This is a genomic window from Microbacterium esteraromaticum (assembly GCF_016907315.1).
Classification (GTDB): Bacteria; Actinomycetota; Actinomycetes; order Actinomycetales; family Microbacteriaceae; genus Microbacterium; species Microbacterium esteraromaticum.
Window position 1 is genome coordinate 331,589 of the sequence record NZ_JAFBBS010000001.1, and the last position, 25,960, is coordinate 357,548.

The 25,960-nt window shown below is 67.5% G+C and carries 25 protein-coding genes; 8 read left to right on the plus strand and 17 right to left on the minus strand.

What is annotated here, in order from left to right:
- Positions 1-77: 77 nt before the first annotated feature.
- A complete protein-coding gene (locus JOE67_RS01640) occupies positions 78-1,286 on the plus strand; it encodes a metallophosphoesterase family protein (protein ID WP_204973808.1) in 1,209 nt (402 codons plus the stop codon).
- Positions 1,287-1,347: 61 nt separating this feature from the next.
- On the opposite strand, the gene JOE67_RS01645 is transcribed toward JOE67_RS01640, so the two are convergent.
- Positions 1,348-2,019 carry a DsbA family protein gene (locus JOE67_RS01645; RefSeq protein ID WP_204973809.1) on the minus strand — a complete coding sequence of 224 codons (672 nt, stop codon included), beginning with the start codon at positions 2,017-2,019 and terminating at the stop codon, positions 1,348-1,350.
- 57 nt (positions 2,020-2,076) lie between these two features.
- On the opposite strand from JOE67_RS01645, the gene JOE67_RS01650 reads away from it, so the two are divergent.
- Positions 2,077-2,688: a P-loop NTPase family protein gene (locus JOE67_RS01650; RefSeq protein WP_204973810.1), complete on the plus strand. Its 612-nt coding sequence runs from the start codon at positions 2,077-2,079 to the stop codon at positions 2,686-2,688.
- Here JOE67_RS01650 and JOE67_RS01655 read toward each other — a convergent pair.
- Together JOE67_RS01655 and recO are read right to left on the minus strand one after the other, a co-directional pair.
- Complete coding sequence (locus JOE67_RS01655; RefSeq protein WP_204973811.1) at positions 2,628-3,431, minus strand: isoprenyl transferase; 804 nt, start codon at positions 3,429-3,431, stop codon at positions 2,628-2,630. The two genes, JOE67_RS01650 and JOE67_RS01655, sit on opposite strands and share 61 nt — an antisense overlap.
- On the minus strand, positions 3,428-4,171 hold the full coding sequence (gene recO / locus JOE67_RS01660; protein ID WP_204973812.1) for a DNA repair protein RecO: 744 nt from the start codon (positions 4,169-4,171) through the stop codon (positions 3,428-3,430). Before recO ends, JOE67_RS01655 begins: the two co-directional genes overlap by 4 nt.
- Positions 4,172-4,207: 36 nt before the next feature.
- Here recO and JOE67_RS01665 point away from each other — a divergent pair, with 36 nt between their 5' ends.
- Positions 4,208-4,894 carry a TRIC cation channel family protein gene (locus tag JOE67_RS01665; RefSeq protein WP_204973813.1) on the plus strand — a complete coding sequence of 229 codons (687 nt, stop codon included), beginning with the start codon at positions 4,208-4,210 and terminating at the stop codon, positions 4,892-4,894.
- A gap of 6 nt (positions 4,895-4,900) precedes the next feature.
- On the opposite strand, the gene JOE67_RS01670 is transcribed toward JOE67_RS01665, so the two are convergent.
- On the minus strand, positions 4,901-5,635 hold the full coding sequence (locus JOE67_RS01670) for a TetR/AcrR family transcriptional regulator C-terminal domain-containing protein (RefSeq protein ID WP_204973814.1): 735 nt from the start codon (positions 5,633-5,635) through the stop codon (positions 4,901-4,903).
- Between the two features lie 65 nt (positions 5,636-5,700).
- Between JOE67_RS01670 and JOE67_RS01675 the strand changes: the two genes are divergently transcribed.
- Positions 5,701-6,081, plus strand: coding sequence for a VOC family protein (locus JOE67_RS01675; protein WP_204973815.1), 381 nt, complete (start codon positions 5,701-5,703; stop codon positions 6,079-6,081).
- A gap of 67 nt (positions 6,082-6,148) precedes the next feature.
- Here the strand turns inward: JOE67_RS01675 and leuA are convergent, their stop codons facing one another.
- The 13 genes from leuA to lepA form a co-directional block, all read right to left on the minus strand.
- Positions 6,149-7,903 carry a 2-isopropylmalate synthase gene (leuA, locus tag JOE67_RS01680; RefSeq protein WP_204973816.1) on the minus strand — a complete coding sequence of 585 codons (1,755 nt, stop codon included), beginning with the start codon at positions 7,901-7,903 and terminating at the stop codon, positions 6,149-6,151.
- 170 nt (positions 7,904-8,073) lie between these two features.
- Positions 8,074-9,024: an NADP-dependent oxidoreductase gene (locus JOE67_RS01685; protein WP_204973817.1), complete on the minus strand. Its 951-nt coding sequence runs from the start codon at positions 9,022-9,024 to the stop codon at positions 8,074-8,076.
- A 14-nt stretch (positions 9,025-9,038) separates the two neighbouring features.
- The gene (gene era, locus JOE67_RS01690; RefSeq protein ID WP_239527945.1) at positions 9,039-9,956 is read right to left on the minus strand and encodes a GTPase Era; all 918 of its coding nucleotides are present in this window, start codon (positions 9,954-9,956) and stop codon (positions 9,039-9,041) included.
- Complete coding sequence (locus tag JOE67_RS01695; RefSeq protein ID WP_204973818.1) at positions 9,949-11,241, minus strand: hemolysin family protein; 1,293 nt, start codon at positions 11,239-11,241, stop codon at positions 9,949-9,951. Before JOE67_RS01695 ends, era begins: the two co-directional genes overlap by 8 nt.
- Positions 11,238-11,696, minus strand: coding sequence for an rRNA maturation RNase YbeY (gene ybeY / locus JOE67_RS01700; protein ID WP_204973819.1), 459 nt, complete (start codon positions 11,694-11,696; stop codon positions 11,238-11,240). The genes JOE67_RS01695 and ybeY overlap by 4 nt, the downstream gene beginning before the upstream one ends.
- The gene (locus JOE67_RS01705; protein ID WP_204976596.1) at positions 11,693-12,718 is read right to left on the minus strand and encodes a PhoH family protein; all 1,026 of its coding nucleotides are present in this window, start codon (positions 12,716-12,718) and stop codon (positions 11,693-11,695) included. Before JOE67_RS01705 ends, ybeY begins: the two co-directional genes overlap by 4 nt.
- 85 nt (positions 12,719-12,803) lie before the next feature.
- Positions 12,804-13,151: an HIT domain-containing protein gene (locus tag JOE67_RS01710; RefSeq protein WP_204973820.1), complete on the minus strand. Its 348-nt coding sequence runs from the start codon at positions 13,149-13,151 to the stop codon at positions 12,804-12,806.
- Positions 13,152-13,165: 14 nt separating this feature from the next.
- Entirely contained in the window at positions 13,166-13,894 is a 729-nt protein-coding gene (locus JOE67_RS01715) for a 16S rRNA (uracil(1498)-N(3))-methyltransferase (RefSeq protein ID WP_204973821.1), read from the minus strand.
- A 29-nt stretch (positions 13,895-13,923) separates the two neighbouring features.
- Positions 13,924-15,030 carry a molecular chaperone DnaJ gene (dnaJ, locus tag JOE67_RS01720; RefSeq protein ID WP_204973822.1) on the minus strand — a complete coding sequence of 369 codons (1,107 nt, stop codon included), beginning with the start codon at positions 15,028-15,030 and terminating at the stop codon, positions 13,924-13,926.
- A gap of 43 nt (positions 15,031-15,073) precedes the next feature.
- Positions 15,074-16,108, minus strand: coding sequence for a heat-inducible transcriptional repressor HrcA (gene hrcA, locus JOE67_RS01725; RefSeq protein WP_204973823.1), 1,035 nt, complete (start codon positions 16,106-16,108; stop codon positions 15,074-15,076).
- 79 nt (positions 16,109-16,187) lie between these two features.
- Positions 16,188-17,414: a radical SAM family heme chaperone HemW gene (gene hemW, locus JOE67_RS01730; protein WP_204973824.1), complete on the minus strand. Its 1,227-nt coding sequence runs from the start codon at positions 17,412-17,414 to the stop codon at positions 16,188-16,190.
- On the minus strand, positions 17,414-18,064 hold the full coding sequence (locus JOE67_RS01735) for a DUF1990 family protein (RefSeq protein ID WP_204973825.1): 651 nt from the start codon (positions 18,062-18,064) through the stop codon (positions 17,414-17,416). The genes hemW and JOE67_RS01735 overlap by 1 nt, the downstream gene beginning before the upstream one ends.
- A 60-nt stretch (positions 18,065-18,124) precedes the next feature.
- Entirely contained in the window at positions 18,125-19,975 is a 1,851-nt protein-coding gene (gene lepA / locus JOE67_RS01740; protein ID WP_204973826.1) for a translation elongation factor 4, read from the minus strand.
- A gap of 252 nt (positions 19,976-20,227) precedes the next feature.
- Between lepA and JOE67_RS01745 the strand changes: the two genes are divergently transcribed.
- From JOE67_RS01745 to JOE67_RS01760, 4 genes are all read left to right on the plus strand, one after another.
- Positions 20,228-21,211: an ABC transporter permease gene (locus JOE67_RS01745; protein WP_204973827.1), complete on the plus strand. Its 984-nt coding sequence runs from the start codon at positions 20,228-20,230 to the stop codon at positions 21,209-21,211.
- On the plus strand, positions 21,211-22,122 hold the full coding sequence (locus JOE67_RS01750; protein WP_204973828.1) for an ABC transporter permease: 912 nt from the start codon (positions 21,211-21,213) through the stop codon (positions 22,120-22,122). Before JOE67_RS01745 ends, JOE67_RS01750 begins: the two co-directional genes overlap by 1 nt.
- Positions 22,119-24,044 (plus strand): ABC transporter ATP-binding protein, encoded by a 1,926-nt coding sequence (locus JOE67_RS01755; RefSeq protein WP_204973829.1) that lies wholly within the window; start codon positions 22,119-22,121, stop codon positions 24,042-24,044. Before JOE67_RS01750 ends, JOE67_RS01755 begins: the two co-directional genes overlap by 4 nt.
- A 117-nt stretch (positions 24,045-24,161) precedes the next feature.
- Positions 24,162-25,874, plus strand: coding sequence for an ABC transporter family substrate-binding protein (locus JOE67_RS01760; protein ID WP_204973830.1), 1,713 nt, complete (start codon positions 24,162-24,164; stop codon positions 25,872-25,874).
- Positions 25,875-25,960: the final 86 nt, after the last annotated feature.

The window sequence follows — 25,960 nt, forward strand, 5'->3', positions numbered from 1 at the left end:
CTCGCATTCTCCTCCTGGCCTCTCTGCGGCCCTAGGTTCTCGTGTCGGCGACACCGCCGACGAACGGAGAACCGAGAATGACCGAACGACCGCCCCTCAGCCGCCGAACCGTCCTGACCGCAGGCGCGCTGGGCGCCGTCACCGCCGCCCTGCCCCTGAGCGCGGCCAACGCCGCAGCCGCGGCATCCACCTCCGGACCCGCCTCGGGCCGGCCAGGGCCGCGCGCGCCTCGTCTGCGCTTCCGCTCGGACCGCACGTTCAAGGTCGTGCAGTTCAACGACACGCAGGACGACGAGCGTACCGACCAGCGCACGGTCGAGCTGATGGAGAAGACGCTCGACCAGGAGAAGCCCGACTTCGTCGTGATCAACGGAGACGTGATCACCGGCGGCTGCGAGACACGGCTGGCGGTGAAGCAGGCCATCAACAACGTCGTGTCGCCGATGGAGGCCAGACGGATCCCCTGGGCCGTCACCTACGGCAACCACGACGAGGATTCCCTTCCGCAGTCGGGCGTCGACGAAGCGGGGATGCTCGAGATCTACCGTTCGTACGACTTCAACGTCAACGCGGAGAGCACTCGAGGCCTCACCGGCACGAGCAACACGATCGTGCCGATCGCCTCGTCGTCGCGGAAGAACCGCGAGGCGTTCGCGCTGTGGCTGATCGACTCGGGCCGCTACGCACCGTCGAAGATCAACGGCCAGAACTTCGACGGCTACCCCACGTGGGACTGGCTGCGCATGGATCAGGTCAGCTGGTACCGGGAGCAGTCGCAGGGTCTGGAGAAGCGCCTGGGTCGCAAGCTGCCCGGCCTCATGTTCATCCACATCGCACTGTGGGAGCACCGGTTCATGTGGTGGGGCGGTGTCGACACGCGCACGGCCGCAGACGCCGCACGAGGCAAGGCACGTCACGGCATCGTCGGCGAACGCAACGAAGACGAGTGCCCCGGTCCGTTCAACTCGGGCATGTTCAACGCGATCCTCGAACGGGGTGATGTCAAGGGCGTCTTCGTCGGCCACGATCACATCAACGACTATGTGGGCGACTACTACGGGGTGAAGCTCGGCTACGCGCCAGGCACCGGCTTCGGGGCGTACGGACTGGCCGGCGCCGAACGCAACCGCATGCGTGGCGGGCGCGTGTTCGAACTCACTGAGAACGGCGACGACGTCACGATCGAGACCCGGGTCGTCTACGCGCGCGATCTCGGCATCGACCTGACGGCGAACGACCAGCCGATGGAGCCGCGGCCGCTGCCTGCGAAGCAGCAGGCTCTCTGAGCCGACCCGACGCAGACGAGGGGCCCGATCCGGCTGGATCGGGCCCCTCGTCTGCGTCGGGTCAGTTCGCGGCGGCGGTCTTCTGCGTCCAGACGTCGCGGATGACGTTCTCGAACGCCTCCGGAGGCTGGGCTCCGCTGACGCCGTACTGCCCGTCGATCACGAAGAACGGCACGCCGTTGATGCCGTACGCGCGAGCCTGCGCCTGATCGGCGCGAACGGCATCGAGGTGCGCGTTCGTCTCGAGCGCGGTGCGCGCCTCATCCGCATCCAGCCCGACCTCCTCCGCCAGGGCGACGAGATCGTCGATGCGGCCGACGTGGCGGCCCTCGGTGAAGTACGCCGACATCAGGCGCTCCTCCATCTCGTGCTGAAGACCTTCGGCCTTCGCGAAGTGCAGCAGCTCGTGGGCCTTCACGGTGTTGGTGTGCTGCAGCAGGTCGAAGCGGTATTCCAGCCCTGCTCCGGATGCCACGTTCGTGACGTGCGCGAGCATCTGCTCGACCTGCTCGCGGGGCATGCCCTTGTGCCCGGCGAGGAAGTCGACCTCGTCGCCGTCGAAGTCGACGGGCGTGTCGGGTGAGAGCTCGAAGGAGTGGAAGGTGACGTTCACCTGCGGGGCGTCGTCGTCAGCCGAGGTGGCCGCGAGCCCCTTCTCGAGGTTGCGCTTGCCGATGTAGCACCAGGGGCAGGCGATGTCGGACCAGATGTCGATCGAGATGGGTTCAGTCACAGTGACATACAACCGCATGCCCCCGTGCGCATATTCCCGTTCGGGTAGCCTTCTCGGGTGCTCACCGCAGTGGACCCTCTTCCGTTCCGTCCTTCACGGGTGCTGATCGCGGGCGTCACGGGCTCTGGCAAGACCACCCTCGCACGGCGTCTCGCCGCGGTATGGGGTCTTCGCCACGTCGAGATCGACGGGCTGTACCACGGCGCTGGGTGGAAGCCACGGCCCGACTTTCTCGACGATGTACGGGCCTTTGCTGCCGAGAGTCGCTGGGTGACCGAGTGGCAGTACACGAGCAAGGGCACCGACGAGATCCTCGCTCCCCGCGCGGAGGCGGTGCTCTGGCTCGACTACCCCTACCGGGTGGTGCGCTCGCGTCTCGTGCGCCGGACGGTGGCCCGCCAGGTGCTGCGGACCGAGCTCTGGAACGGCAACAGGGAGCGGGGGATCCTCAACATCTTCAACCGAGACGCCGAAGACAACATCCTGCTGTGGCAGACGCGGACTCTGCACAAGTGGACGGAGCGCATGCCTGAGGTCGAGGCGCGGTTCCCCCATCTGAGCATCGTGCGCTTCACCCACCCGCGGGAGACCGAGCGCTGGCTGAGCGCTCAGGTCGAGACGTCGGGAGAGTCGACCGCTCCCCCGAAGCGGCGGTCGCGCGACAAGTAGATCTCGATCGCCCGCCACAGCTCCTCTCGGGAGAAGTCGGGCCACAGGGTGTCGAGGAACACCATCTCTGCGTAGGCGGCCTGCCAGAGCAGGAAGTTCGAGGTGCGCTGCTCGCCCGAGCTGCGCAGGAAGAGGTCGACATCGGGCATGTCCGGCACGTAGAGGTGCCTGCGGATCTGCTTCTCGGTGATGGCGCTGGGGCGCATCCGCCCCGCCTTCACCTCTTCGGCCATGGCGCGCATCGCGTCGACGAGCTCGACGCGGCCGCCATAGTTCACGCACATCGTGAGGGTGAGCACGTCGTTGTCTCTCGTGAGCTGCTCGGCGAACTGCAGCTCCTTGATGACCGATCCCCACAGACGCGGCTTGCGTCCGGCCCAGCGCACCCGCACGCCCCACTCGTTGAGCTGATCGCGGCGGCGGTGGAGCACGTCACGGTTGTAGCCCATGAGAAAGCGAACCTCTTCGGGCGAACGTGCCCAGTTCTCGGTCGAGAAGGCGTACACCGACAGGTGCTTGACCCCAGCCTGGATGGCGCCGGCGACGACGTCGAGCAGCACCTCTTCGCCGGCTTTGTGCCCCTCAATGCGGTTGAGGCCGCGACGGTTCGCCCAGCGTCCGTTGCCGTCCATCACTATCGCGACGTGCTCTGGTACCGCGGGGAACGCCGGCGGGGTCTTGCCCGTCCAGTCGAGCGGGCGGAACGGCACCGCATCCTTGTGCGTGTACGGCTTCGGGGTCACCGTGCTCCAATTCTCGGGGGGTGCGTGACGTGCTCGAGTGAGCGGATCCCGCGCTCGAGGTGCCACTGGGCGTACGCGGCGATCGTGCCTGACGCGGCGGCGAGATCGGGCTGCGGTGCGGCGTCGACCGTCTCCCACTGGCCGCTCATCAGCGCTCGCAGCAGTCCGAGGGTCGACGGCGAGATGCGGGGACTGCCGGCCGGCGCGCACGAATCGCACACCGATCCCCCGAGCTGCGCGCCGAAGTGCCGGTGCGGACCGGGCGCTCCGCAGCGGGCGCAGTCGTCGAGTGCGGGAGCCCAGCCCGACAGGGCCATGACGCGCAGGAGGTAGGAGTCCAGGATGCTGCGAGCAGCGTGCTCACCGCGCGACAGCGAGCGCAGGCCGCCCACGAGCAGCAGGTACTGCTCGGCCGTCGCCTCTGCCTCGTTGAGCCGGTCGGCCGTCTCGACCATCGCACTGGCCGCCGTGAAGCGTTCGTAGTCGACCGCGATGTCGGCGCCGTACGCGCCGAGGGAATCGGCCTGCTGCACGATGTCGAGGGTGCGGCCCTTGTACATCTGCACGTCGGCGACCATGAACGGCTCGAGCCGTGAGCCGAACTTCGACGAGGTGCGCCGCACGCCCTTCGCGACCGCACGGATCTTGCCGTTGCGCCGCGAGAGCATCGTGACGATGCGATCTGCTTCACCCAGCTTGTGGGTGCGCAGGATCACCGCTTCGTCTCGGTAGGTGGGCACTCAACGATTATCTCCCGGGCACGAGAGAATGGACGGGTGACGGAACCGCTCTTCACCATCCCGCTCTGGGCCGATCTTCTCGGTGTCGGGCTCGGCGGCATCCAGGGGGCGATGTTCGCCTCCGGCTTCCAGGGCCAGCGCCGCCTCGACTGGCTCGGCGTCGCGATCATCGGCATCATGATCGGCATGGGCGGCGGTCTCATCCGCGACCTGCTGATCGGCCAGCCGCCGGCGACGCTGCAGAACGACTGGTATCTCATCACCGCGGGCGGTGCGGCACTGTTCGGGATGCTGCTCGCCGGCGTCTTCAACCGGATCAACACGTTCATCGTGGTGCTCGACGCGGCCGTGATCGGCATGTTCGGGGCCTTCGGCGTCAGCAAGGCGCTCGGGTTCGGCATCCCGCCGGTACCGGCTGTGTTCATCGGCGTATGCGCCGCCGTGGGCGGCGGCGTGCTGCGCGACGTGCTCATGGGTCTGCCGGTCGCGATCATGCACGTCGGTTCGCTGTACGCCGTGGCGGCCGGGGTCGGATGCACGGCGATCGTCATCATGCACGCCTTCGGCGTCCCGATCGCCCTCGCCGCCGTCATCGGCATCGTGGTCACCGCGGTGATCCGCGTGCTCGCGGTGATCTTCGACGTCTCCCTCCCCGAGCAGCGCCGGCTCTACCGCCGCAAGGTCGCCACCGAGACGGGGATGATTCCGATCATCAAGCCGTGAGGCAGCTCAGCGCGACGAGCCGTCTCCCTGTTCGATGATCGGCGCCAGCCCGTCGAGCACGCGTTCCAGGCCGAAGCGCCACGCGGCATCAGCGTCGTAGGCGCCATCGAGCTCGGCACCCACCGCGGCGCCGACGCGCTGGGCGAGCGGATGCCTCTCGCCCAGGTGCCCAGCCAGCGGCATGGCGACCCGCTCCCAGTCCAGCGCGCCGGCGCTCTGCGCTTCACGACGCCGCAGAGCGCCGGCCCTGGCGAAGTCGAGGACGAAAGACAGCGCCGCGTCACGCCGGAGGTCGTCGAGCCGCAGACCGTCGAAGACCGCCAGCTCACGGTCGTACTTCGCAATCGTCCCCGGGCCGAGCACCAGTCGCGGGTCGTGCACCTCGAGCAGCCAGGGCCGCGCGCACAGCAGGTCGCGATTGCGGTCGGCGAGATCTCGCACTCGTTCACGCCACGTCGACGGATCGCCGCTGCAATCGGGGGCGGGCATTCGGGTGTGTGCGAGGTCAGCCATAAGCACGAGCAGGTCTTCACGGCTGTTCACGTAGGTGTACACAGCCATCGGCGTCAGGCCGAGCCGCTGCGCCAGCGCCCGCACCGTCAGCGCCGAGAGGCCCGACTCATCGGCCAGGGCGATCGCGGTCGAGACCACCTCGCGCGGCGTCGTTCGCCGGCGCGGGCCGCGACGAGCTGCGCCGGCGTCGGACTCGTCGCTCCACAGAAGATCGATCAGATCCGGCATCGGGGAATACCTCCTCACGTCATTCACTTACTCTATACGCTGTATAAAAAACAATGGGAGGCTTCATGAACATCACCCGCACCGCGATCTCACTCAACGTCGCCGACATCACGGCATCCGCGGCCTTCGCCACCACGCACTTCGGGTATCAGCAGGAGATGGCCGCCGACGGGTTCGTGTCGCTCACGCACCCGACCGGAGGAGGCAACATCATCTTCCTCGAGACGGGGCTGAGCACCTTCCGGCCGTCCGAGAACGCAGGGCCCGCAGGACAGGGGCTTCTGCTCGTGTTCGTGATCGACGACCTCGACGCTCAATACGCCCGCATCGCCGCCTCCGGGGCACGAGTGGTGACCGAACCCGAGACCGAGCCATGGGGCGAGCGCTACTGCCAGTTCGCCGACCCCAACGGCATCATCTGGCAGCTCGTCCAGTGGGTCGACTGACCTCGTCGATCGGCCGACGCGAACACGATGGCCCCGGGTTCACGACCCGGGGCCATCGTGGTGAACCTCAGACCGCGGCGAGTTCGCTTTCGCGCGAGCGGATCGAGCGGTTCACGCACGAGACGATCGCCTTGAGCGAGGCCGTCGAGATGTCGCCGTCGATGCCGACTCCCCACAGTCGCTGGTCGTCGACCTGCAGCTCGACGTAAGCGGCCGCCTGCGCGTCGCCACCCGTCGACAGCGTGTGCTCGACGTAGTCGTAGAGCGAGATGTCGAAGCCGCGTTCACGCAGCACCTCGATGAACGCGGCGATCGGGCCGTTGCCGCTGCCCGAAGCGCTCTCGCTGATCTCGCCGTCACGCAGCACGACGTCGAGCGAGACCTCGCCCGACATGTCGCTGCGCGTCTGCGTGCCCAGCAGCTCGAAGCGGCCCCACTTCGAGGCATCGTCGTGCGAAGGCAGGTACTCGTCGTGGAAGATCGACCAGATCTGCTCGCTCGTGACCTCACCACCCTCGGCATCGGTCTTGGCCTGCACGACACCCGAGAACTCGATCTGCAGCTTGCGGGGCAGGTCGAGAGCGTGGTCCGTCTTCAGCAGGTAGGCGACGCCGCCCTTGCCCGACTGCGAGTTGACGCGGATCACGGCCTCGTACGAGCGACCCAGATCCTTCGGGTCGACCGGCAGGTACGGCACGCCCCATTCGATCTCGTCGACCGAGACGCCCTGCTCGGCGGCCTTTGCCGCCATGGCCTCGAAGCCCTTCTTGATCGCATCCTGGTGCGAGCCGCTGAAGGCCGTGAAGACCAGGTCTCCGGCCCACGGGCTGCGCTCGGGCACGGGCAGCTGGTTGCAGTACTCGACGGTGCGCTTGACCTGGTCGATGTCGCTGAAGTCGATCTGCGGGTCGATCCCCTGTGTGAACAGGTTGATGCCCAGCGCGACCAGGTCGACGTTGCCCGTGCGCTCTCCGTTGCCGAACAGGCATCCCTCGATGCGGTCGGCGCCGGCCAGGTATCCGAGTTCGGCGGCGGCGATGGCCGTGCCGCGGTCGTTGTGCGGGTGCAGGGAGAGGATGACGTTCTCACGGTGCGCCAGGTGACGGTTCATCCACTCGATCGAGTCGGCGTACACGTTCGGCGAGGCCATCTCGACGGTCGCAGGCAGGTTGATGATCACCTTGCGGTCGGGCGTGGGCTCGAGAACGTCGAGTACCGCGTTGCAGACCTCGACCGCGTAATCCAGCTCCGTGCCGGTGTAGCTCTCAGGCGAGTACTCGTAGTACACCTGCGTGTCGGGGATGCGCTTCTCGAACTGACGGCACAGTCGGGCGCCCTCGAGTGCGATCTGCTTGACGCCCTCGCGGTCCGAGCGGAACACGACCTCGCGTTGCAGGACGCTGGTGGAGTTGTAGAAGTGCACGATGGCCTGCTTCGCGCCGGCGATCGCCTCGTAGGTGCGCTCGATGAGGTGCTCACGGCACTGCGTCAGGACCTGGATCGTGACGTCGTCGGGGATGAGGTTCTCTTCGATCAGCTGGCGCACGAAGTCGAAATCGGTCTGGCTGGCCGACGGGAAGCCTACCTCGATCTCTTTGTAGCCCATGCTCACGAGCAGCTCGAACATCACGCGCTTGCGCTCGGGCGACATCGGGTCGATCAGCGCCTGGTTGCCGTCGCGGAGGTCGACGGCGCACCAGCGCGGCGCTTCGGTGATGCGCTTCGACGGCCAGGTGCGGTCTTCGAGGTCGATGCGGATCTGCTCGTGGAACGGACGGTACTTGTGCACCGGCATAGCGGAGGGCTTCTGGTGATTCTTCATGATTGGGGCTGCTTCTCTTCGTCAGATAACGTGCTCGGGCCAACACAAGCGCCGCGACGAGGAAGGCCCGATGATCAGGACTCGTCGCGGCAGCTAAGAAGAAGCAGACCGCCCAGAGGCATGCCTCGATGCTAGCACCTCGCTGAGCACAATGCTCACCCTGGCGCTCATCACGGGATCAGCGCGATCTTCCCGCCCGGATGCCCCTCCGCGAGGAGCGCGAGCGCCTGCGGCGCCTGAGCAAGCGGATACTCATGCGCGACGGGAACGATGAGCTCGCCCCGTTCCGCCGCCTCGACGAGGCGGGTGCGCACGGCATCGCGGTATCTCGCGGTCGCGGGATCGGAGCCCGAGCTCGCCAGGAACCCGTGCTCGGCCGCCGAACCAGGGGCGGCGATCGTGACGATCCGCCTGCGGTCTGGCACAAGGGCGATCGACGCGTCCGTCGCCTCGGTCGTGCCAGCGGCATCGAGGGCCGCGTCGATGGCCCCGACCCCTGCATGTGCCATCGCCTCGCGCACGTGCGATGCGAGCATCCCGTCGCCGTACTCGACGGGAATCCCGCCGAAGCGTCGCACCTCGTCGAAGCGGGCCCGGCTCGCCGTGCCGATGATCCGGATGCCCTGCATCGCCGCCTGCTGAAGAACGCTCACTCCGACAGCACCGGATGCGGCGTGCAGCAGCAGCGTCTCGCCGCGCATCGCGCCGACGGCGTGCAGCATCGCCGCTGCGGTGGTGCCTGCGAGCAGCAGGTTGGCCGCCTGCGCGTGACTCAGCGCGCGGGGTTTGCGCAGCACCTTCTGTGCCGGGACCGTGAGCTCTGAGGCGTACCCTCCACGCACGCGGAAAGCGATGACCTCATCGCCGACAGCGACCGGTCCGGTGACGATCTCGGTGCCAGGGCCGACAGCCGTCACGACGCCGGAGATCTCGTAGCCGATGGGAACGGGGAGCTCGACACCCGCGCGAGCGGTTGCGACATGCTTCGCGTCCGCCGGGTTGACCCCGGCCGCGTGCACGCGGATGGTCAGCTCGCCGGCGTCCGGAGCCGCGACATCGAAGGGCTCGAGACGCCACCCCTCAGGCGAACCCCACTCGTGGGCGACCCAGTGCTCGGCCATCGTGGAGGCCGCCTTCAGAATCCGAGACGCCCGAGCTGCTTCGGGTCGCGCTGCCACTCCTTCGCGACCTTCACATGCAGCTTGAGGAACACGCGGGTGCCCAGCAGCTCCTCTATGCCCTCGCGGGCCACGGCTCCCACGTCGCGCAGACGAGCGCCCTTGCGGCCGATGATGATCGCCTTCTGGCTGTCGCGCTCGACGACGATCGACGCATACACGTCGGTGAGATCGCTGTCCTCGCGAGGCGCGACGTCGTCGACCACGACGGCGATCGAGTGCGGCAGCTCGTCGCGCACGCCCTCGAGCGCCGCCTCGCGGATGATCTCCGCGATGCGATCCTCGTCGGACTCGTCGGTGACGATGCCGTCCTCGTAGAGACGGGGCCCGGTGGGCATGAGCTGCAGCATCTCGTCGGCGAGCACGTCGAGCTGCTCGCGGGTGAGGGCCGAGAGCGGGATGACCGCCGCCCAGTCCTCGCGCAGCGAGTCGACCTCCATGAGTCGCTCGATGATGGCGTCCTTGTCAGCCGCATCGGTCTTCGTGACGATCGCGACCTTCTTCGCGCGCGAGTATCCGTCGAGCGACGCCGCGATGCGGCGGTCGCCAGGGCCCACCTTCTCGGTCGCAGGAACGCAGAAGCCGATCACATCGACGTCGCCGAGCACCTGCTCGACCAGATCGTTGAGCCGCTCCCCGAGCAGCGTGCGCGGCTTGTGGATGCCAGGCGTGTCGACGATCACGAGCTGCCCGTCGGGGCGGTTCAGGATGCCCCGGATCGCGCGCCTCGTGGTCTGCGGCTTCTCACTCGTGATCGCGATCTTCTCGCCCACCAGCGCGTTCGTCAGCGTCGACTTGCCGACGTTCGGCCGTCCGACGAACGTCACGAAGCCGCTTCGCGTCTCGTGCCCTGCCATTCCGGTCTGCTCACTCATCGCCGTGTCCTCCATCGCCTTCATCGTCCCAGCCCTCGGGCGCTCGCTCCACGAACACCGTCGCGATCCCTCTTCCTCGTCCTCGGGACGCGCCGCCGGTGAGCACCAGGCCCTGCACCGTGGCGGTGACGCCAGGCTGCGGGATCTGCCCCAGAGCCTTGGCGAGCAGACCGCCGATGGAGTCGACGTCATCGTCTTCCAGCTCGAGCCCGAACAGGTCGCCGACATCCTCGAGGCCGAGGCGCGAGTTGACCCGATACCGGCCGTCCGGCAGCTCGACGACCTCCGCAGGTCCGCGGTCGTACTCGTCGGCGATCTCGCCCACGAGTTCTTCGATGAGGTCTTCCAGCGTGACGAGCCCCGAGATGCCGCCGTGCTCGTCGATCACGATGCACACGTGCACCGCGTCGCGCTTCATCTGCTGCAGCAGCGTCTCGGCGCGCATCGACTCGGGCACGTAGACCGCGGGCCTGGCGATCGGCCGCACCGGCCTGCCGCGCCACGCGCTCTCGTCGCGGTAGGCGAACTGCACCAGGTCCTTCAGATACAGCACGCCGACGACGTCGTCGGCATCGTCGTCGACCACGGGCATGCGCGAGACGCCCGTGCGCAGGAACAGCTCCATCGCCTCGGTCGTGGTGGCCTCGGCATCCACCGTCATCATCTCGGTGCGCGGCACCATGACGGCACGCACGAACTGGTCGGTGAAGTCGAACACAGAGTGGATCAGGTCGCGGTCGTCCTCTTCGATGAGCAGGTTCGACGCGGCCTCGTCGACCATGCTCAGCAACTGCTCCTCAGATGCGAAGCTGCTGCGTCCCGCACCGGGCGTGACCCGCTGACCGACCGAGACCAGCGCCTGTGCGAGCGGGCCGAGAAGGATGCGCATGCCGTGCACGACCGGCGCCCAGGCGCGGAGCATCGACGCGGCGTGCAGACGGCCGAACGAGCGAGGGCTGGCGCCGACGAGCACGAACGTGATGCCGGTCATCAGCACCGCGGCGGCAAGCATCGCCCACCAGATGCTGGGCAGCAGCGCGTCGAGCGCCACCGTCACGAACACAGCCGCCGTGGTCTCCGACAGCACGCGCATGAACGCGACGGCGTTCACGTGCGGGGCGGGGTCGGCGGCGATCCGCGCGAGCGCGTCGGCGTTGCGTCCGTCGGCCGCCATGTTCTCGAGGTCACTGGTCGAGCTGACCGAGAACGCGGCGTCGACGGCGGCCATCAGACCGCCGAAGGCGACCAGCAGCACGGCCGCCGCGAGGAGTATCGCCGGGGTCATCGACCGCGTTCGGCGCGCGCGAAGCCCTCGATCAGCGACTTCTGCAGCCCGAACATCTCACGCTCCTCGTCGGGTTCAGCGTGGTCGAAGCCGAGCAGGTGCAGCAGGCCGTGCGTCGTGAGCAGGATGAGCTCATCCATCAGCGAGTGACCGGCGGTCTGCGCCTGCGCTTCGGCGACCTGCGGGCAGAGCACGATGTCGCCCAGCAGACCGGGAGCGGTGGGATTCTCGGCGCTGCCCGGTCGCAGCTCGTCCATCGGGAAGCTCAGCACGTCGGTCGGCCCTGGTTCGTCCATCCACTGCACGTGCAGCGACTCCATGGCGCCCTCGTCGACCAGCACGATCGCGACCTCGGCGTCCGGGCTGACGTGCAGCTGGGCGAGGTTGAAGTCGGTGAGCCGCTGCAGCACGGTCTCGTCGACCGCGATCGCAGACTCGTTGTTGATCTCGATCATTTCAGGCCTCGCTTCGGCATACGGTCTCGGGGTTTCTGCGGCTGACCGCTGCGGCGCTCGGCACGGTTCGCGAACTGGTGCGCCTGCTCGCGCTCGACGCGCGCGGCCGTGCGCTGCTCGTCGTACTCGCTGTAGGCGTCGACGATGCGACCGACGAGGGAGTGGCGGACGACGTCATCGCTGGTGAGACGGGCGAAGTGGATGTCGTCGATGTCGCTGAGCACGCGCGTGACCAGGCGAAGGCCCGACGCACCCTGCGGCAGGTCGATCTGGGTGATGTCACCGGTGACGACCATCTTCGTGCCGAAGCCGAGGCGTGTCAGGAACATCTTCATCTGCTCGGGCGTGGTGTTCTGGGCCTCGTCGAGCACGACATACGAATCGTTGAGGGTGCGGCCGCGCATGTACGCGAGAGGGGCGACCTCGATGGTGCCCGTGGCCATCAGCCGCGGCACGACCTCGGGATCCATCATCTCGTTGAGCGCGTCGTAGAGCGGGCGCAGGTATGGATCGATCTTGTCGTTGAGCGACCCGGGCAGGAAGCCGAGCCGCTCCCCCGCCTCGACGGCGGGGCGGGTGAGGATGATGCGCTGCACCTCTTTGCGCTGCAGTGCCTGCACGGCCTTCGCCATCGCCAGGTAGGTCTTTCCTGTACCGGCTGGGCCGATGCCGAACACGATGGTGTTCTGCTCGATCGCGTCGACATATTCCTTCTGGCCGAGCGTCTTCGGACGGATGACCTTGCCGCGCGTCGAGAGGATGGCCTCGCCGAGCACCTCGCTCGGACGCGGCCCCTCGTCGCGACGCAGCATGCGCGCGGAGTGCTCGACATCGCTCGGCACGAGATCGTGCCCGGAGCGCGTCATCTCCATGAGCTCTTCGACGAGACGCCTGGCGGCGCCGACGTCTTCGGTCGATCCGCCGAGAGTGATCTCGTTGCCCCTCACCAGCACCTGGACGCTCGGATGCTGCTTCTCGAGCATCTTCAGCAGCCGGTCCTGCGGGCCGAGCAACTGCACCATGGCGATACCGTCTGCGTAGATGCGCTCGGTGCGCTCGGGCTGCACGGGGAACTGGGGTGGTGCGCTCTCCGGGTGAGCGCTGTCGTCAGAAGCCAACGAGCTTGCCTTCCTCGATGTTGCCGAGCACGTGCGCGTGCACGTGGAAGACCGACTGCGCGGCGCTCGCGCCGTTGTTGAAGATCAGACGGTACTCGCCGTTGGCGTGCTCGGTGGCGATCTGCTTCGCGACGGCGACCATGTCTGCCATCAGCCCGGGGTCGCCGGCCGCCAGCTCGGTGACGTCGCGATACTGCTCGGTCTTGGGGATCACGAGCGCGTGCAGCGGCGCCTGCGGATTGATGTCGCGGATCGCGAAGACCCGGTCGGTCTCGGCGAGGATCTCGCCGGGGATCTCCCCGTTCAGGATGCGGGTGAAGATCGAGGGTTCGCTCATGCCTGCAAGTCTATTCACCAGCGGCCGAGGTTGGCCGAGAGCACCGCGATCGCCGCGGGACCGGCCGTCGACGTGCGCAGCACCGTGTCTCCGAGGCGCACGCGCTCGGCGCCTGCCGCCTCGAGCCGCTCGATCTCGTCTGGCGCGATCCCGCCCTCCGGACCGACCACCAGCACCAGATCGCGCCCGTCGGGGCGGATGCCCGTGAGCGGCGTCTCTGTCCACGGGTCGAGGACGAGGAGGCGCGCGTGCGCCGCTCGTTCGGCCAGCTGAGCTGTCGAGTGCACCGGCGCGACCTCAGGGACCCAGGCGCGATGCGCCTGCTTGGCGGCCTCGCGCACGATGCTCGCCCAGCGCTCGCGGCCCTTGGCCGCTTTCGGCCCCTCCCAGCGCGATACGCTCCTGGCCGCCTGCCACGGCACGATCTCGTCGACGCCGAGCTCGCAGGCCGCCTGCACGGCCATCTCGTCCCGGTCCCCCTTGGCGAGCGCCTGCACGAGCACTATCCGCGTCTCGGGTCCGTCCTGCACGCGGCGCTCGGTGATCCGCACCGACACCTGGGACGCCGAGACGTCCTCCGCCGTACCCTCGAGCCACACGCCGCGGCCATCGCCGATGGTGACGGTCTCGCCCATGCGCACGCGGCGGACCACCGAGGCGTGCTTGGCCTCAGCGCCCGTCAGTCTCACGAGCTCGCCGACGGCGGCATCGGTGCAGTCGGGTACGACGAAGTGCAGGGCCATGGGGGCTCCGATCGGCTGGGGAAGGTCGGTCAGTGGCTGCGGAAGCGATCGCGCAGCTTCGAGAACAGCCCCTGCTGGAACTGAGCGAGCTTCGGCGCAGGCGCCTTGGCCTTCTTCGCGAAGTCCTCGATGAGCTTGCGCTGCGACCCGTCGAGCTTGGTGGGGGTGATGACCTGAACGCCCACCCGCAGGTCGCCGCGCTGCGATCCGCGCAGCGGGGTGATTCCCCGCCCGCCGATAGTGAGCACGTCGCCCGACTGCACGCCCGCACGAAGTTCGAGGTCGACGGTGCCGTCGAGTCCCTCGATGCTCGTCGTGGTGCCGAGGATGGCATCCGTCATCGACACCTCGAGCGTCGCGAGCAGGTCGTCGCCGTCGCGGCTGAAAACAGGATGCGGTGCGACCGAGACCTCCACGTACAGGTCGCCGTTCGGGCCGCCGGCGCGGCCGACCTCGCCCGATCCGGGAAGCTGAAGGCGCAGACCCGTCTCGACGCCGGCGGGGATGTCGAGCGCCACGGTGCGGCGCGAGCGAACCCGGCCCTGACCAGCGCACGAACCGCACGGGTTGGGGATGACGGTGCCGAAGCCCTCGCAACTGCCGCACGGCTGGGTCGTGACCACGTTGCCGAGGAGGCTCCGCACCTGGCGCTGCACGTGACCGCTGCCACCGCAGACGTCGCAGGTGACCGGCGATGTTCCTGGCTGGCAGCAACTGCCCTGGCAGGTCTCGCAGAGCACCGCGGTGTCGACCTCGATGTCGCGGTGCACGCCGAACACGACGTCTCCGAGTTCGAGGTCGATGCGCACCAGGGCATCCTGCCCCCGCTCGCGACGCGAGCGAGGACGCGCCGAGCGGCCTCCCCCGGCCGCGCCGAAGAACGTCTCGAAGATGTCGCCGAAGCCGCCGAACCCTCCGAAGCCGCCGTTCTGGTCGCCGCCCATGTCGTACCGGCGGCGCGAGTCCTCGTCGCTCAGCACGTCGTAGGCGTGCGTGACGAGCTTGAACCGCTCTGCCGCGTCTTCTCCCGGGTTCACGTCCGGGTGCAGCTGCCGAGCGAGCTTGCGGTACGCCTTCTTGATCTCGTCCTGGGAAGCGTCTCTCGACACCCCGAGGACCTCGTAGTGATCCGCCACGGTCACCTTTCTTCGTGTGCGTTCGTGTGTTCGACCGTCCGCATCAGCGGGCGGCCTCGTCTTCTTCGAGCATCCGCGACAGGTAGCGGGCCACGGCCCGGGCTGCGGCGAGGTTGCTCGGATAGTCCATGCGGGTCGGTCCCATCACGCCGACACGCGCCGTGCCGCCGGGTGCGGCGTAGTTGCTCGCGACGATGGACGCCTCGCCGAGCCCGAACGGCGCGTTCTCGGTGCCGATGCTGGTGGCCAGGCCGTGCTCGTCGGTCACCATCTCGCTCATCAGGCGAAGAAGGGTCACCTGCTCCTCGATCGCCTCGAGCAGAGGGTGGATGCTGCCGCGGAAGTCCTGCTCGCGGCGCGCGAGGGTCGCCGCACCCGCCATCACCAGCCTCTCCTGCCGGAACTCGGCCAGCTCCTCCGCGATCACGGCGGCGAGAGCGCCGAGGGCGGGCTGCAGACGCGCGCCCGTCTTCGGCTCGATCGCCGAAGCGATGCGCTCGGCGGCCTCGCCGACGGCGCGGCCGGTGATGAGCGCCGCCAGCTGCGCGCGGAGCACCGCCAGATCGGCATCGTCGATGTCTATAGGCAGCGGTGAGATGCGCTGCGATACACCGCCCGCGTCGGTGACCAGCACCACGAGCACGCGGTTCGGCGCGAGGGCGACGAGCTCGACGTGGGTGATGCTCGCCCGGGCGAACGACGGGTACTGCGCGAGCGCAACCTGACCCGTCAGCTGCGTGAGCACGCGCACGGTGCGCGCCATCAGGTCGTCGAGGTCGCTGGGTGCCGCCAGGAACGATTCGATGGCGGTGCGCTGCGGCGCCGACAGCGGACGCAGCTGAGCGAGGTGGTTGACGAAGACGCGATAGCCCTTGTCGGTCGGCACCCGGCCCGATGAGGTGTGCGGAGCCGTGATGAGCTCTTCGTCTTCGAGCTGGGCCATGTCGTTGCGGATCGTCGCCGCCGACACGCCGAACGCATGCCGCTCGACGATCGACTTGCTGCCGACCGGCTCGTGCGTGGCGACGTAGTCCTGCACGATCGCGCGGAGGACCTCCAGCCCTCGCTGTGTGACCATCATCCCTCCCGCTGGCACTCGAACGTTCCGAGTGCCAATCCTACCCTGGAGCGGCTGTGGCCGGAGCGGCGCGCGGCGATCACTCGGTGAGCGCGCGCACGACGGCATCGGCCAGCAGCCGGCCGCGCAGCGTCAGCCGCACTCGGCGCTCTCGCAGCGCGGCGCTCGCGTCGGCGAGGCCGTCGGAGATGAGCTCGGCGACGCGGTCCCGACGGCTCTCTGCTATGTCGTCGATGGGCAGCCCCTCCGCTAGACGGCTCTGCAGCAGCACGCGCTCGAGGGTGCGCGCCTCGAGGTCGGGCCGCTCACGTCCCGCTGCGGGCGACTCGGCCAGCGCGAGCCGCTGCGCATAGGCGGCCGGATGCTTCACGTTCCACCACCGCAGCCCCGCGACATGGCTGTGCGCTCCGGGTCCGAATCCCCACCAGTCCGATCCGCGCCAGTACGCCAGATTGTGCCGCGAACGGTGATCGCCGCCGTCGGCGCGCGCCCAGTTGCTCACCTCGTACCAGTCGAAACCTGCCGCGCCCAGCCGCTGATCGGCTGCCTCGTACATGTCGGCCTGCAGATCGTCGTCGGGTGCAGCGACCTCGCCGCGACGGATCTGCCTGGCGAGCTTGGTGCCGTCCTCGATGATCAGCGCATACGCCGAGATGTGGTCGGGTGCGAGTGCGAGCGCCGCGTCGAGCGACCGCTCCCAGTCGGCCAGCGACTCCCCCGGCGCGCCGTAGATGAGATCGACGCTGACGTCGAGCCCGCCGTCCCGAGCGGCATCGACGGCCGTGCGCACGTTCTCGGGACGATGCGTGCGGTCGAGAGCGGCGAGCACGTGCGGCACGACCGATTGCATGCCGATCGAGAGGCGGGTCACACCGGCATCCACCAGCGTCCGCACGACCTCGGGCGTGACCGTGTCGGGGTTGGCCTCGACCGTCACCTCGGCGCCGTCACGGATGCCGAAGGCGGCCGTCGCCGCGGTGAGCATCCGGGCCAGATCACCGGCGGGCAGCAGAGTGGGTGTGCCTCCGCCGAAGAAGACGGTGTCGAGCGGACGGATGCCCCCGGCTTCGTCGAGCACATCGCGGGCGAGTGCGATCTCGCGGATCAGCGTGTCGGCGTACTCGTCCTGCTTCGCGCCGCGCAGTTCGGTCGCCGTATAGGTGTTGAAGTCGCAGTAGCCGCAGCGCACGCGGCAGAACGGCACGTGCAGATAAGCGGAGAAGGGCGCCGCAGCGTCGACGACGAGGTCTTCGGGAAGACGTCCGTGGGATGGGGCGGGGTCACCCAGCGGAAGAGCACCCGCCATCAGATCGGCGTCGCGTACAGCGGCGAGATGGCGCGCAGGTACAGCGCGAACAGCTCGCGGCGCCGGCGGCGCACCATGCCGGGAAGACGGTAGAGCAGAGCCACGGGCGCGTCGAAGGCACGCACCGTGAACCACACCTCGTCGGTGTCCTCGCGCCACTCGATGTCGAACGACTCCTCACCGCTGACCACCGAGCCGCCGACGGTGCCGAGCACGAAGCCGATACGACGATGCTCCTCGGTCACCGAGATGACCCGCAGCTCGGCATCCGCCCGCATGCCCTTCACTCGGCCGTGCAGCTTGAGCGTCATCCCCGGCGCGACGAAGGGCATGCCGTCGGCGGCGAAGCGCTGTTCGACCTGGGTGCGGTTCGGCGCGATGGGAGCACCCTCCGCATCGAAGCTGACGCCCGTGTACGCCGACCCGGCGGCGGGACGGACGTCGCGCAGCTCGAGGCCGGCGGCGCGCTGCGCCGTCCAGGACAGCAGGGCTTCACCCGCGGTGCGGAAGCGATCCTCGCCGCTGCCGAGACGCCACGAGTCCTCGGCCGGGATGCTGCGCTCCGGCGGATACTGCATGAGGTCGGGCGCATGGGTCGCACCCACCGCGGCATAGTCCACCGTGCCTTCTCGGAAAGTCCCGCGCCGCATGATCTCCAGCCTAAGTGACCTGTCTGAACAGACTCCGAACGACACCGCGTTCGCGGTGGACTACTTCTTATCCTTGCCTTCGACGTCACCCGACAGGGCTGCGATGAACGCCTCCTGCGGCACCTCGACGCGGCCGACCATCTTCATGCGCTTCTTGCCCTCCTTCTGCTTCTCGAGCAGCTTGCGCTTGCGGCTGATGTCACCGCCGTAGCACTTGGCGAGCACGTCCTTGCGGAGTGCGCGAATGGTTTCCCGAGCGATGATCCTGGCGCCGATGGCGGCCTGGATCGGAACCTCGAAGTTCTGACGAGGGATGAGCTTGCGCAGCCGCTCGGTCATGAGCGTGCCGTACGCATAGGCCTTGTCGCGGTGCACGATGGCGCTGAAGGCGTCGACCTTGTCGCCCTGCAGCAGCACATCGACCTTCACCAGGTCGGCCTCCTGGACTCCGGCGGGCTCGTAGTCGAGCGATGCGTAGCCCTGAGTCCTGGACTTGAGGTGGTCGAAGAAGTCGAACACGATCTCGCCGAGCGGCATCATGTAGCGCAGCTCGACGCGCTCCTCCGAGAAGTACTCCATGCCGAGCAGCGACCCTCGCCGCGACTGGCACAGCTCCATCACTGTGCCGACGTAGTCCTTGGGCAGCAGGATCGCCGCCTTGACCATCGGCTCGGCGACCGAGGCGACGCGCCCATCCGGATACTCGCTCGGGTTGGTGACGGTCACGTTCTCACCCGTATCGGTGGTCACCTCGTAGATCACGCTCGGAGCCGTGGTGATGAGGTCGAGTCCGAACTCGCGCGACAGGCGCTCGGTGATGATCTCGAGGTGCAGCAGTCCGAGGAAGCCGCAGCGGAAGCCGAAGCCCAGCGCGACAGAGGTCTCGGGCTCGTACTGCAGGGAGGCGTCGGACAGCTTGAGCTTGTCGAGTGCCTCACGCAGCTCGGCGTAGTCGCTGCCGTCGATCGGGTAGATGCCGGAGAACACCATCGGCTTCGGGTCGGTGTAGCCGGCCAGCGCCTCGGTCGCGGCGTTCCTGGCGGTTGTGACGGTGTCACCGACCTTGGAGAGGCGCACGTCCTTCACACCGGTGATCAGGTAGCCGACCTCGCCGACGCCGAGTCCCTTCGACGGGATGGGCTCGGGGCTCGAGACGCCGATCTCCAGCAGGTCGTGCATCGCCTTGGTCGACATCATCTGGATGCGCTCGCGCGGGTTCAGCTGGCCGTCGACCATGCGCACGTAGGTGACGACGCCGCGGTACGAGTCGTAGACGGAGTCGAAGATCATGGCGCGGGCAGGGGCATCCGGATCTCCGACCGGGGCGGGGATGTCCTGCACGATCCTGTCGAGGAGCTCCTCAACTCCGACACCGGTCTTGCCCGAGACGCGCAGGACGTCCTCAGGCTTTCCGCCGATCAGATCGGCGAGCTCCTTGGCGAACTTGTCGGGGTCTGCCGCGGGCAGGTCGATCTTGTTCAGGACGGGGATGATGTGCAGGTCGTTCTCGAGCGCCAGATACAGGTTGGCGAGGGTCTGCGCCTCGATGCCCTGCGCAGCATCGACGAGCAGGATGGCGCCCTCGCATGCGGCCAGTGACCGCGACACCTCGTAGGTGAAGTCGACGTGGCCCGGGGTGTCGATCATGTTGAGGGCGAACGTCTCGCCCTCCGCCGACCAGGGCATCCGCACGGCCTGGCTCTTGATCGTGATGCCGCGCTCACGCTCGATGTCCATGCGGTCCAGGTACTGCGCGCGCATGTCGCGATCCGCCACCGAGCCGGTGACCTGCAGCATCCGGTCGGCCAGCGTCGACTTGCCGTGGTCGATGTGGGCGATGATGCAGAAGTTGCGGATCTGCGTGGCGGGCGTCGCCGCAGGCGACAGCGGGGTGAGAGCGCGGGGTGACATGTGGTCCTTGAGGCGTCCGAGAGGGTTCAGGCAAGTCTACGTTCAGGCGGGCGGATCACCCATTCGTGCAGACCGGTGATAGTCTCGCGAAGTTGCCCTGATGGCACTGGATGCCGTCGGTGACAAGACTCCGTCACGGACCGCCCGTGTCTGACGGCGTTCGCTCCCCCGGGGGTGTGTTTGAATGCATCCCGACCCAGCGTTGCGTCGGCAGATCCCGAGCGCGTCTGTAAAAGAGAAAGACTCAACACCTTGATCAAGTATCTGTTGCGCCGCCTCATCGGGTGGGTGCTGATGATCGTCATCGCGACGAACATCACCTACTTCCTCGCGTGGCTGTATCTCGACCCAGAGAACAACTACTCCCAGCGCCGCCCGCCCATGTCGCCCGAGCAGATCGACGGTCTGCTCCGGCCGCGCAATCTGAGCGAGAACGTTCCGCTCGTGGAGCGCTGGTGGACCTGGCTCTCGAACATCGTCCTGCACTGGGACTGGGGCATGGGCCCCACCGGAGAGTCGGTCAACGAGCAGGTCGCCTACCGCGTCTGGGTCAGCGCGGAGCTCGTGCTCGGCGCGACGATCCTCACCACGGTCATCGGCATCGCGCTCGGCGTCTACACGGCGTCTCGCCAGTACAAGCTCGCCGACCGCATCGGCCAGGCGACCAGCATCGTGACGATGAACATCCCGACCGTCGTCGCCGGTTTCGGTCTCGTGCTGCTCGCGATCGGCTTCAACAACTGGGTCGGCACCACCGTCTTCTACGTGGTCGGCTCATCGAGCAAGGGCGTCGAGGGCTTCTTCCCCGTTCTGATCGACGCGCTGCAGCATCTCGCACTGCCGACCATCGGACTCGTGATCGTCGGATACGCGCAGATCCACTTCCTCCAGCGGTCGCTGCTGCTCGACAACATCAAGGCCGACTACGTGCGCACCGCTCGCGCCAAGGGCCTCACCAAGCAGCAGGCCATCCGCAAGCACGCCCTGCGCACCTCGCTGATCCCCGTCACCACCCAGGTCGCCTTCACCATCCCGCTGGTCTTCACCGGCGCGGTGATCACCGAGACGATCTTCAACTGGCGCGGTATGGGCAGCTACTTCATCACGACGCTGAACACGAACGACGTGCACGGCACGGTCGCCGTCGCCGCGTTCGGTGCCCTCATGACCGCCATCGGCGCCATCCTCGCCGATGCCATGGTCGTCATCCTCGATCCGAGAGTGCGGGTGAGCTGATGTCCTCCATCACCACGAATCCCCCGGCCGACGTCACACCCAAGGCACGCAAGCGCACGTCGATGCTGTCGCTGTACACACGGCGGTTCATGCGCAACCGCGGCGCTGTCATCGGCCTCGTCGTGCTCGCCCTGCTCGTGCTGTTCTCGGTCATCGGGCCGCTGATCTCGCCCTACGGCCCGGAAGACCTCGACTTCATGGCGCTGCGCACGCCACCGGACGCGACGCACTGGTTCGGCACGAACGGCTCGGGCAACGACAACTTCTACCAGGTGGCCACTGGCCTTCAGCGCTCGATGATGATCGCGGCTGTGGTCTCGATCGGAACGACCGCACTGTCGGCCGTGATCGGAGCCACCGCTGCGTACTTCGGCGGCCCCTACGAGCGGATCATGCTCACGGTGATCCACTTCATGATGGTGATCCCGAACTTCCTCATCCTCGCGATGATCTCGAACGACGCGGGCGGAAACTGGATCGTCATCTCGCTGGTGATGATCTTCGTCGTCGGCTGGTTCATGCCGGCGCGGATCATCTGGACCCTGTCGCTCTCGATCCGCGAGCGGGAGTACATCCATGCCGCGCGCTACGCGGGCATCTCGGGCATCAAGATCGTGCTGCGGCACATGCTCCCGAACATCGGATCGCTTCTCGTCATCAACTTCACGATCGGGGTCGTGAACGCGGTCGTCACCGAGACGGCGCTGTCGTTCCTCGGTTTCGGCGTCAAGCTGCCGGACGTCTCCCTGGGTGCGCTCATCGGGTACGGCTCGAGCACGCTCGTCAGTGCACCGTGGCTGTTCTACTTCCCTGCTGCTGCGCTGACCCTGCTCACCGTGTCGATGGCGCTCATCGCCGACGGCCTGCGTGACGCCCTCGACCCGACTTCGGCGGCTGGAGGTCGCGCATGAGTACTGTTCTTTCCGTTCGCGACCTCAAGGTCAGCTTCGCTTCCGAGGCCGGGCGCGTCGATGCCGTGCGCGGCGTCTCGTTCGACCTCGAGGCGGGCAAGACGCTCAGCATCGTCGGGGAGTCCGGATCAGGCAAGTCGGTCACGTCGCTGGCCATCATGGGCCTGCTCGACGAGAACGCCAAGGTCACCGGGTCGATCATGTTCGACGGCCAGGAGCTCATCGGCAAGTCCGACAAGCAGCTCTCGGTCATCCGCGGCAACGGCATGGCGATGGTCTTCCAGGACCCTCTCACCTCGCTCACGCCGGTCTTCACGATCGGCGACCAGCTCATCGAGGCGCTGACCGTGCACCGCAGCCTGCCGAAGAAGGATGCCTGGAACCGTGCCGTCGAGCTGCTGACCCTGGTCGGCATCCCCGAGCCGGAGCGCCGCATGAAGTCGTTCCCGCACGAGTTCTCCGGCGGCATGCGCCAGCGCGTCGTCATCGCTATCGCGATGGCCAACAACCCGAAGCTGATCATCGCCGACGAGCCCACGACGGCCCTCGACGTGACGATCCAGGCGCAGATCCTCGAGCTCATGGACAAGGCTCAGGACGAGACCGGCGCAGCCATGATCATGATCACGCACGACATGGGCGTGGTGGCCAAGACCGCCGACGACGTGCTGGTGATGTACGCAGGCAAGCCCGTCGAGCACGCGCCCGTGCGCGAGCTGTTCTACCGCACGCGGATGCCCTACTCGATCGGCCTGCTCGGGGCGATCCCGCGGGTCGACAAGAGCGAGAAGGTGCCCCTGATCCCGATCAAGGGCAACCCGCCGCTGCTGATCGATCTGCCCGACGCCTGCCCGTTCGCCGCGCGCTGCCCGATCGCGATCGAGGCGTGCGTCCAGCGGGAGCCCGACCTCATGCCGATCGGCACCGACGGCGACGCGCCGCACACGGTGGCCTGCATCCGCGCTCACGAGATCGACGACGAGGGCAGGATCGGCGGCCTGCCGGTGTACCCCGTTCCGGTCATCCCGGAGAGCACGCTGACCCGCATCCCGCGCGAGGAGCGTCCGATCACGCTCGAAGCGGTCAACCTGAAGAAGTCGTTCCCGCTGATGAAGGGCTCGTTCCTCAAGCGCAAGGTCGGCGAGGTCCAGGCGGTGAAGGGCATCAGCTTCGACATCCGCGAGGGCGAGACGCTGGCGATCGTCGGCGAATCGGGCAGCGGCAAGACGACGACCCTGCTGCAGATCATGGATCTGGTGAAGCAGGAGGACGGCGACATCCGGATCACCGGCACCAGCGTCGCGGACATCCGCAACCGTGCTCAGGAGCGCAAGCTGCGCCGCGACCTGCAGATCGTCTTCCAGGATCCGATGGGCGCGCTCGACCCGCGTATGACGGTGTGGGACATCATCGCAGAGCCGATGCTGGCGATCGGGATGCCCAAGGCCGAGGTGTTCGATCGCGTGGAGGAGCTGATGGGGCTGGTCGGTCTCGACCCGGCGCACGTCGATCGCTTCCCGCAGGCGTTCTCGGGCGGTCAGCGTCAGCGCATCGGCATCGCCCGCGCGCTGTCGACGAACCCGAAGATCGTCGTACTCGACGAGCCCGTCTCGGCGCTCGACGTGTCGATCCAGGCCGGCGTCATCAACCTGCTCGACGAGCTCAAGGCGAAGCTCGGTCTCTCGTATCTGTTCGTCGCCCACGACCTCGCCGTGATCCGGCACATCGCCGATCGCGTCGCCGTCATGTACAAGGGCGCTTTCGTCGAGCAGGGGGATGTCGATCAGGTGTTCGACGACCCGCAGCACCCGTACACGAAGGCTCTGCTGTCGGCCATCCCGATCCCGGATCCTGACATCGAGCGCACACGCGAGCGCATCATCCTCCCCGTCGACGGGTTCGATGCGGTCGCCGCTTCCTGACTCGCGATCGATTATGCACAGTCCGATAACGAAACGGCTGTGGCGTCGAACCGCGTTGCAGGGGCGGAGTTAGTCTGCCCCTATCCCAAGAAAGGCCGACAGGCACTAAGGAGTACCATGAAACGGCATCAGAAGCTGGTGGGCATCGCAGCCCTCAGTGGCGCCCTCGCACTCGTCATGAGCGGATGTGCGCCCGCGGGCAACGGCAACGGAACCGGCGACGAGGGCGACGCCCAGACCGTCACCGGTGCGGACTACAACCCGCAGCCGCGCGAGAACCTCAAGCAGGGTGGCGAGCTTCGCATCCCCGTCTCGAACATCGCCGAGCAGCTCAACTACTTCCACGGCGACGGCGACGCTCGCGTCACCCAGATCGGCACGTGGTTCCGTCCCCAGATCCTGCTGATGAAGCCGGACGGAACGGTCTACAAGAACGACGCGTACCTCGACGAGTACAAGTTCGGCGTCGAGGACGGCAAGACCGTCCTGCACTTCAAGGTCAACGAGAAGGCTGTCTGGAACGACGGCACCCCGATCGACGTCTCGGCGTTCAAGGCGACCTGGCAGGCCCAGAGCGGCGAGAACGAGGAGTACCAGCCGAACTCCACCGATGGCTGGAAGGAGATCGAGTCCGTCGAGGCCGGCGAGAACGACCGCGACGTCATCGTCACCTTCAAGGGCGAGTTCGCCTGGCCCGAGATGGTCTACTCGCAGCTGCTGCACCCCGCTGTCGACACCCCCGAGAAGTTCAACACCGCGTTCCTCGGTGACTGGCACCCGGAGTGGGCAGCCGGCCCGTACACGATCAAGGAGTTCGACAAGACCGGTGGCGTCGTCACCCTCGAGCCGAACGACAAGTGGTGGGGCGAGAAGCCGCTGCTCGACGAGGTGAGCTTCATCCAGATGGAGCCGACCGCTGCCGTCAACGCTCTGCGCAACGGCGAGGTCGACATGGCCGAGACCGGCTCCGCCGAGCTGCTCGCGCAGGTCGAGGACCTCAAGGGCGTCAAGACCTACAAGGGTCAGGCCACCGCTAACGCGCTGTTCACCCTGAACGCCAAGTCGCCGGCGCTCGAGGACCTCGAGGTCCGCAAGGCCGTCATGACCGCGATCAACCTCGAAGAGGTCAAGAAGATCGTCTTCAACGGCCTGAACTACACCGAGGACCCGGCGGGCTCGCTCACGCTGTTCTCGTTCCAGCCGAACTACTCGAACTCGCTCGAGAAGGCCGGCCGCAAGGACGGCGACACCGAGGCTGCGAACAAGCTCCTCGACGAGGCCGGCTGGGTTGCCGGCGACGACGGCATCCGTGAGAAGGACGGCGAGCGGCTGAAGCTCGTCTTCCCCGTGCACAGCGACACCGAGACCGCCAAGGCTCGCTCGCTCGCCGTGCAGGCGCAGCTGAAGAAGGTCGGCGTCGAGGTCGAGGTGGACATGCGTCCGTCTGCAGACTTCGCCGAGGACTACAACACCCAGAACGGTGACATCTTCTTCCTGAACTTCACCTCGTCCGACCCGTTCGGCGCGGCGTGGTTCTGCCAGCTGTACTGCCAGGGCGACAGCCTGAACCTCACCGGCACCCAGACGCCGGAGATCGACAAGATGATCCACGAGGAGCTGGAGACCATCTCCGACCCCGAGAAGCAGACCATCAAGGCCATGGAGATGGAGGCCGAGATCATGTCGCAGACGTGGGGTCTGCTTCCCGCCTTCAACGGCCCGGAGATCTGGACCGTCAAGGAGGGTCTCGCCAACCTGACCCCCGAGCCCTACGTGGGCCTCGACCTCTTCGGCATCCAGCCGGTGGAGAACGTGGGTTACGAGAAGTGATCTGACGGGTAGCTGAGCAGACCGCACAGCGCCCGACGAGCGGGGCCGGTGGATGATCCACCGGCCCCGCTTTCTTTCTTATGCTG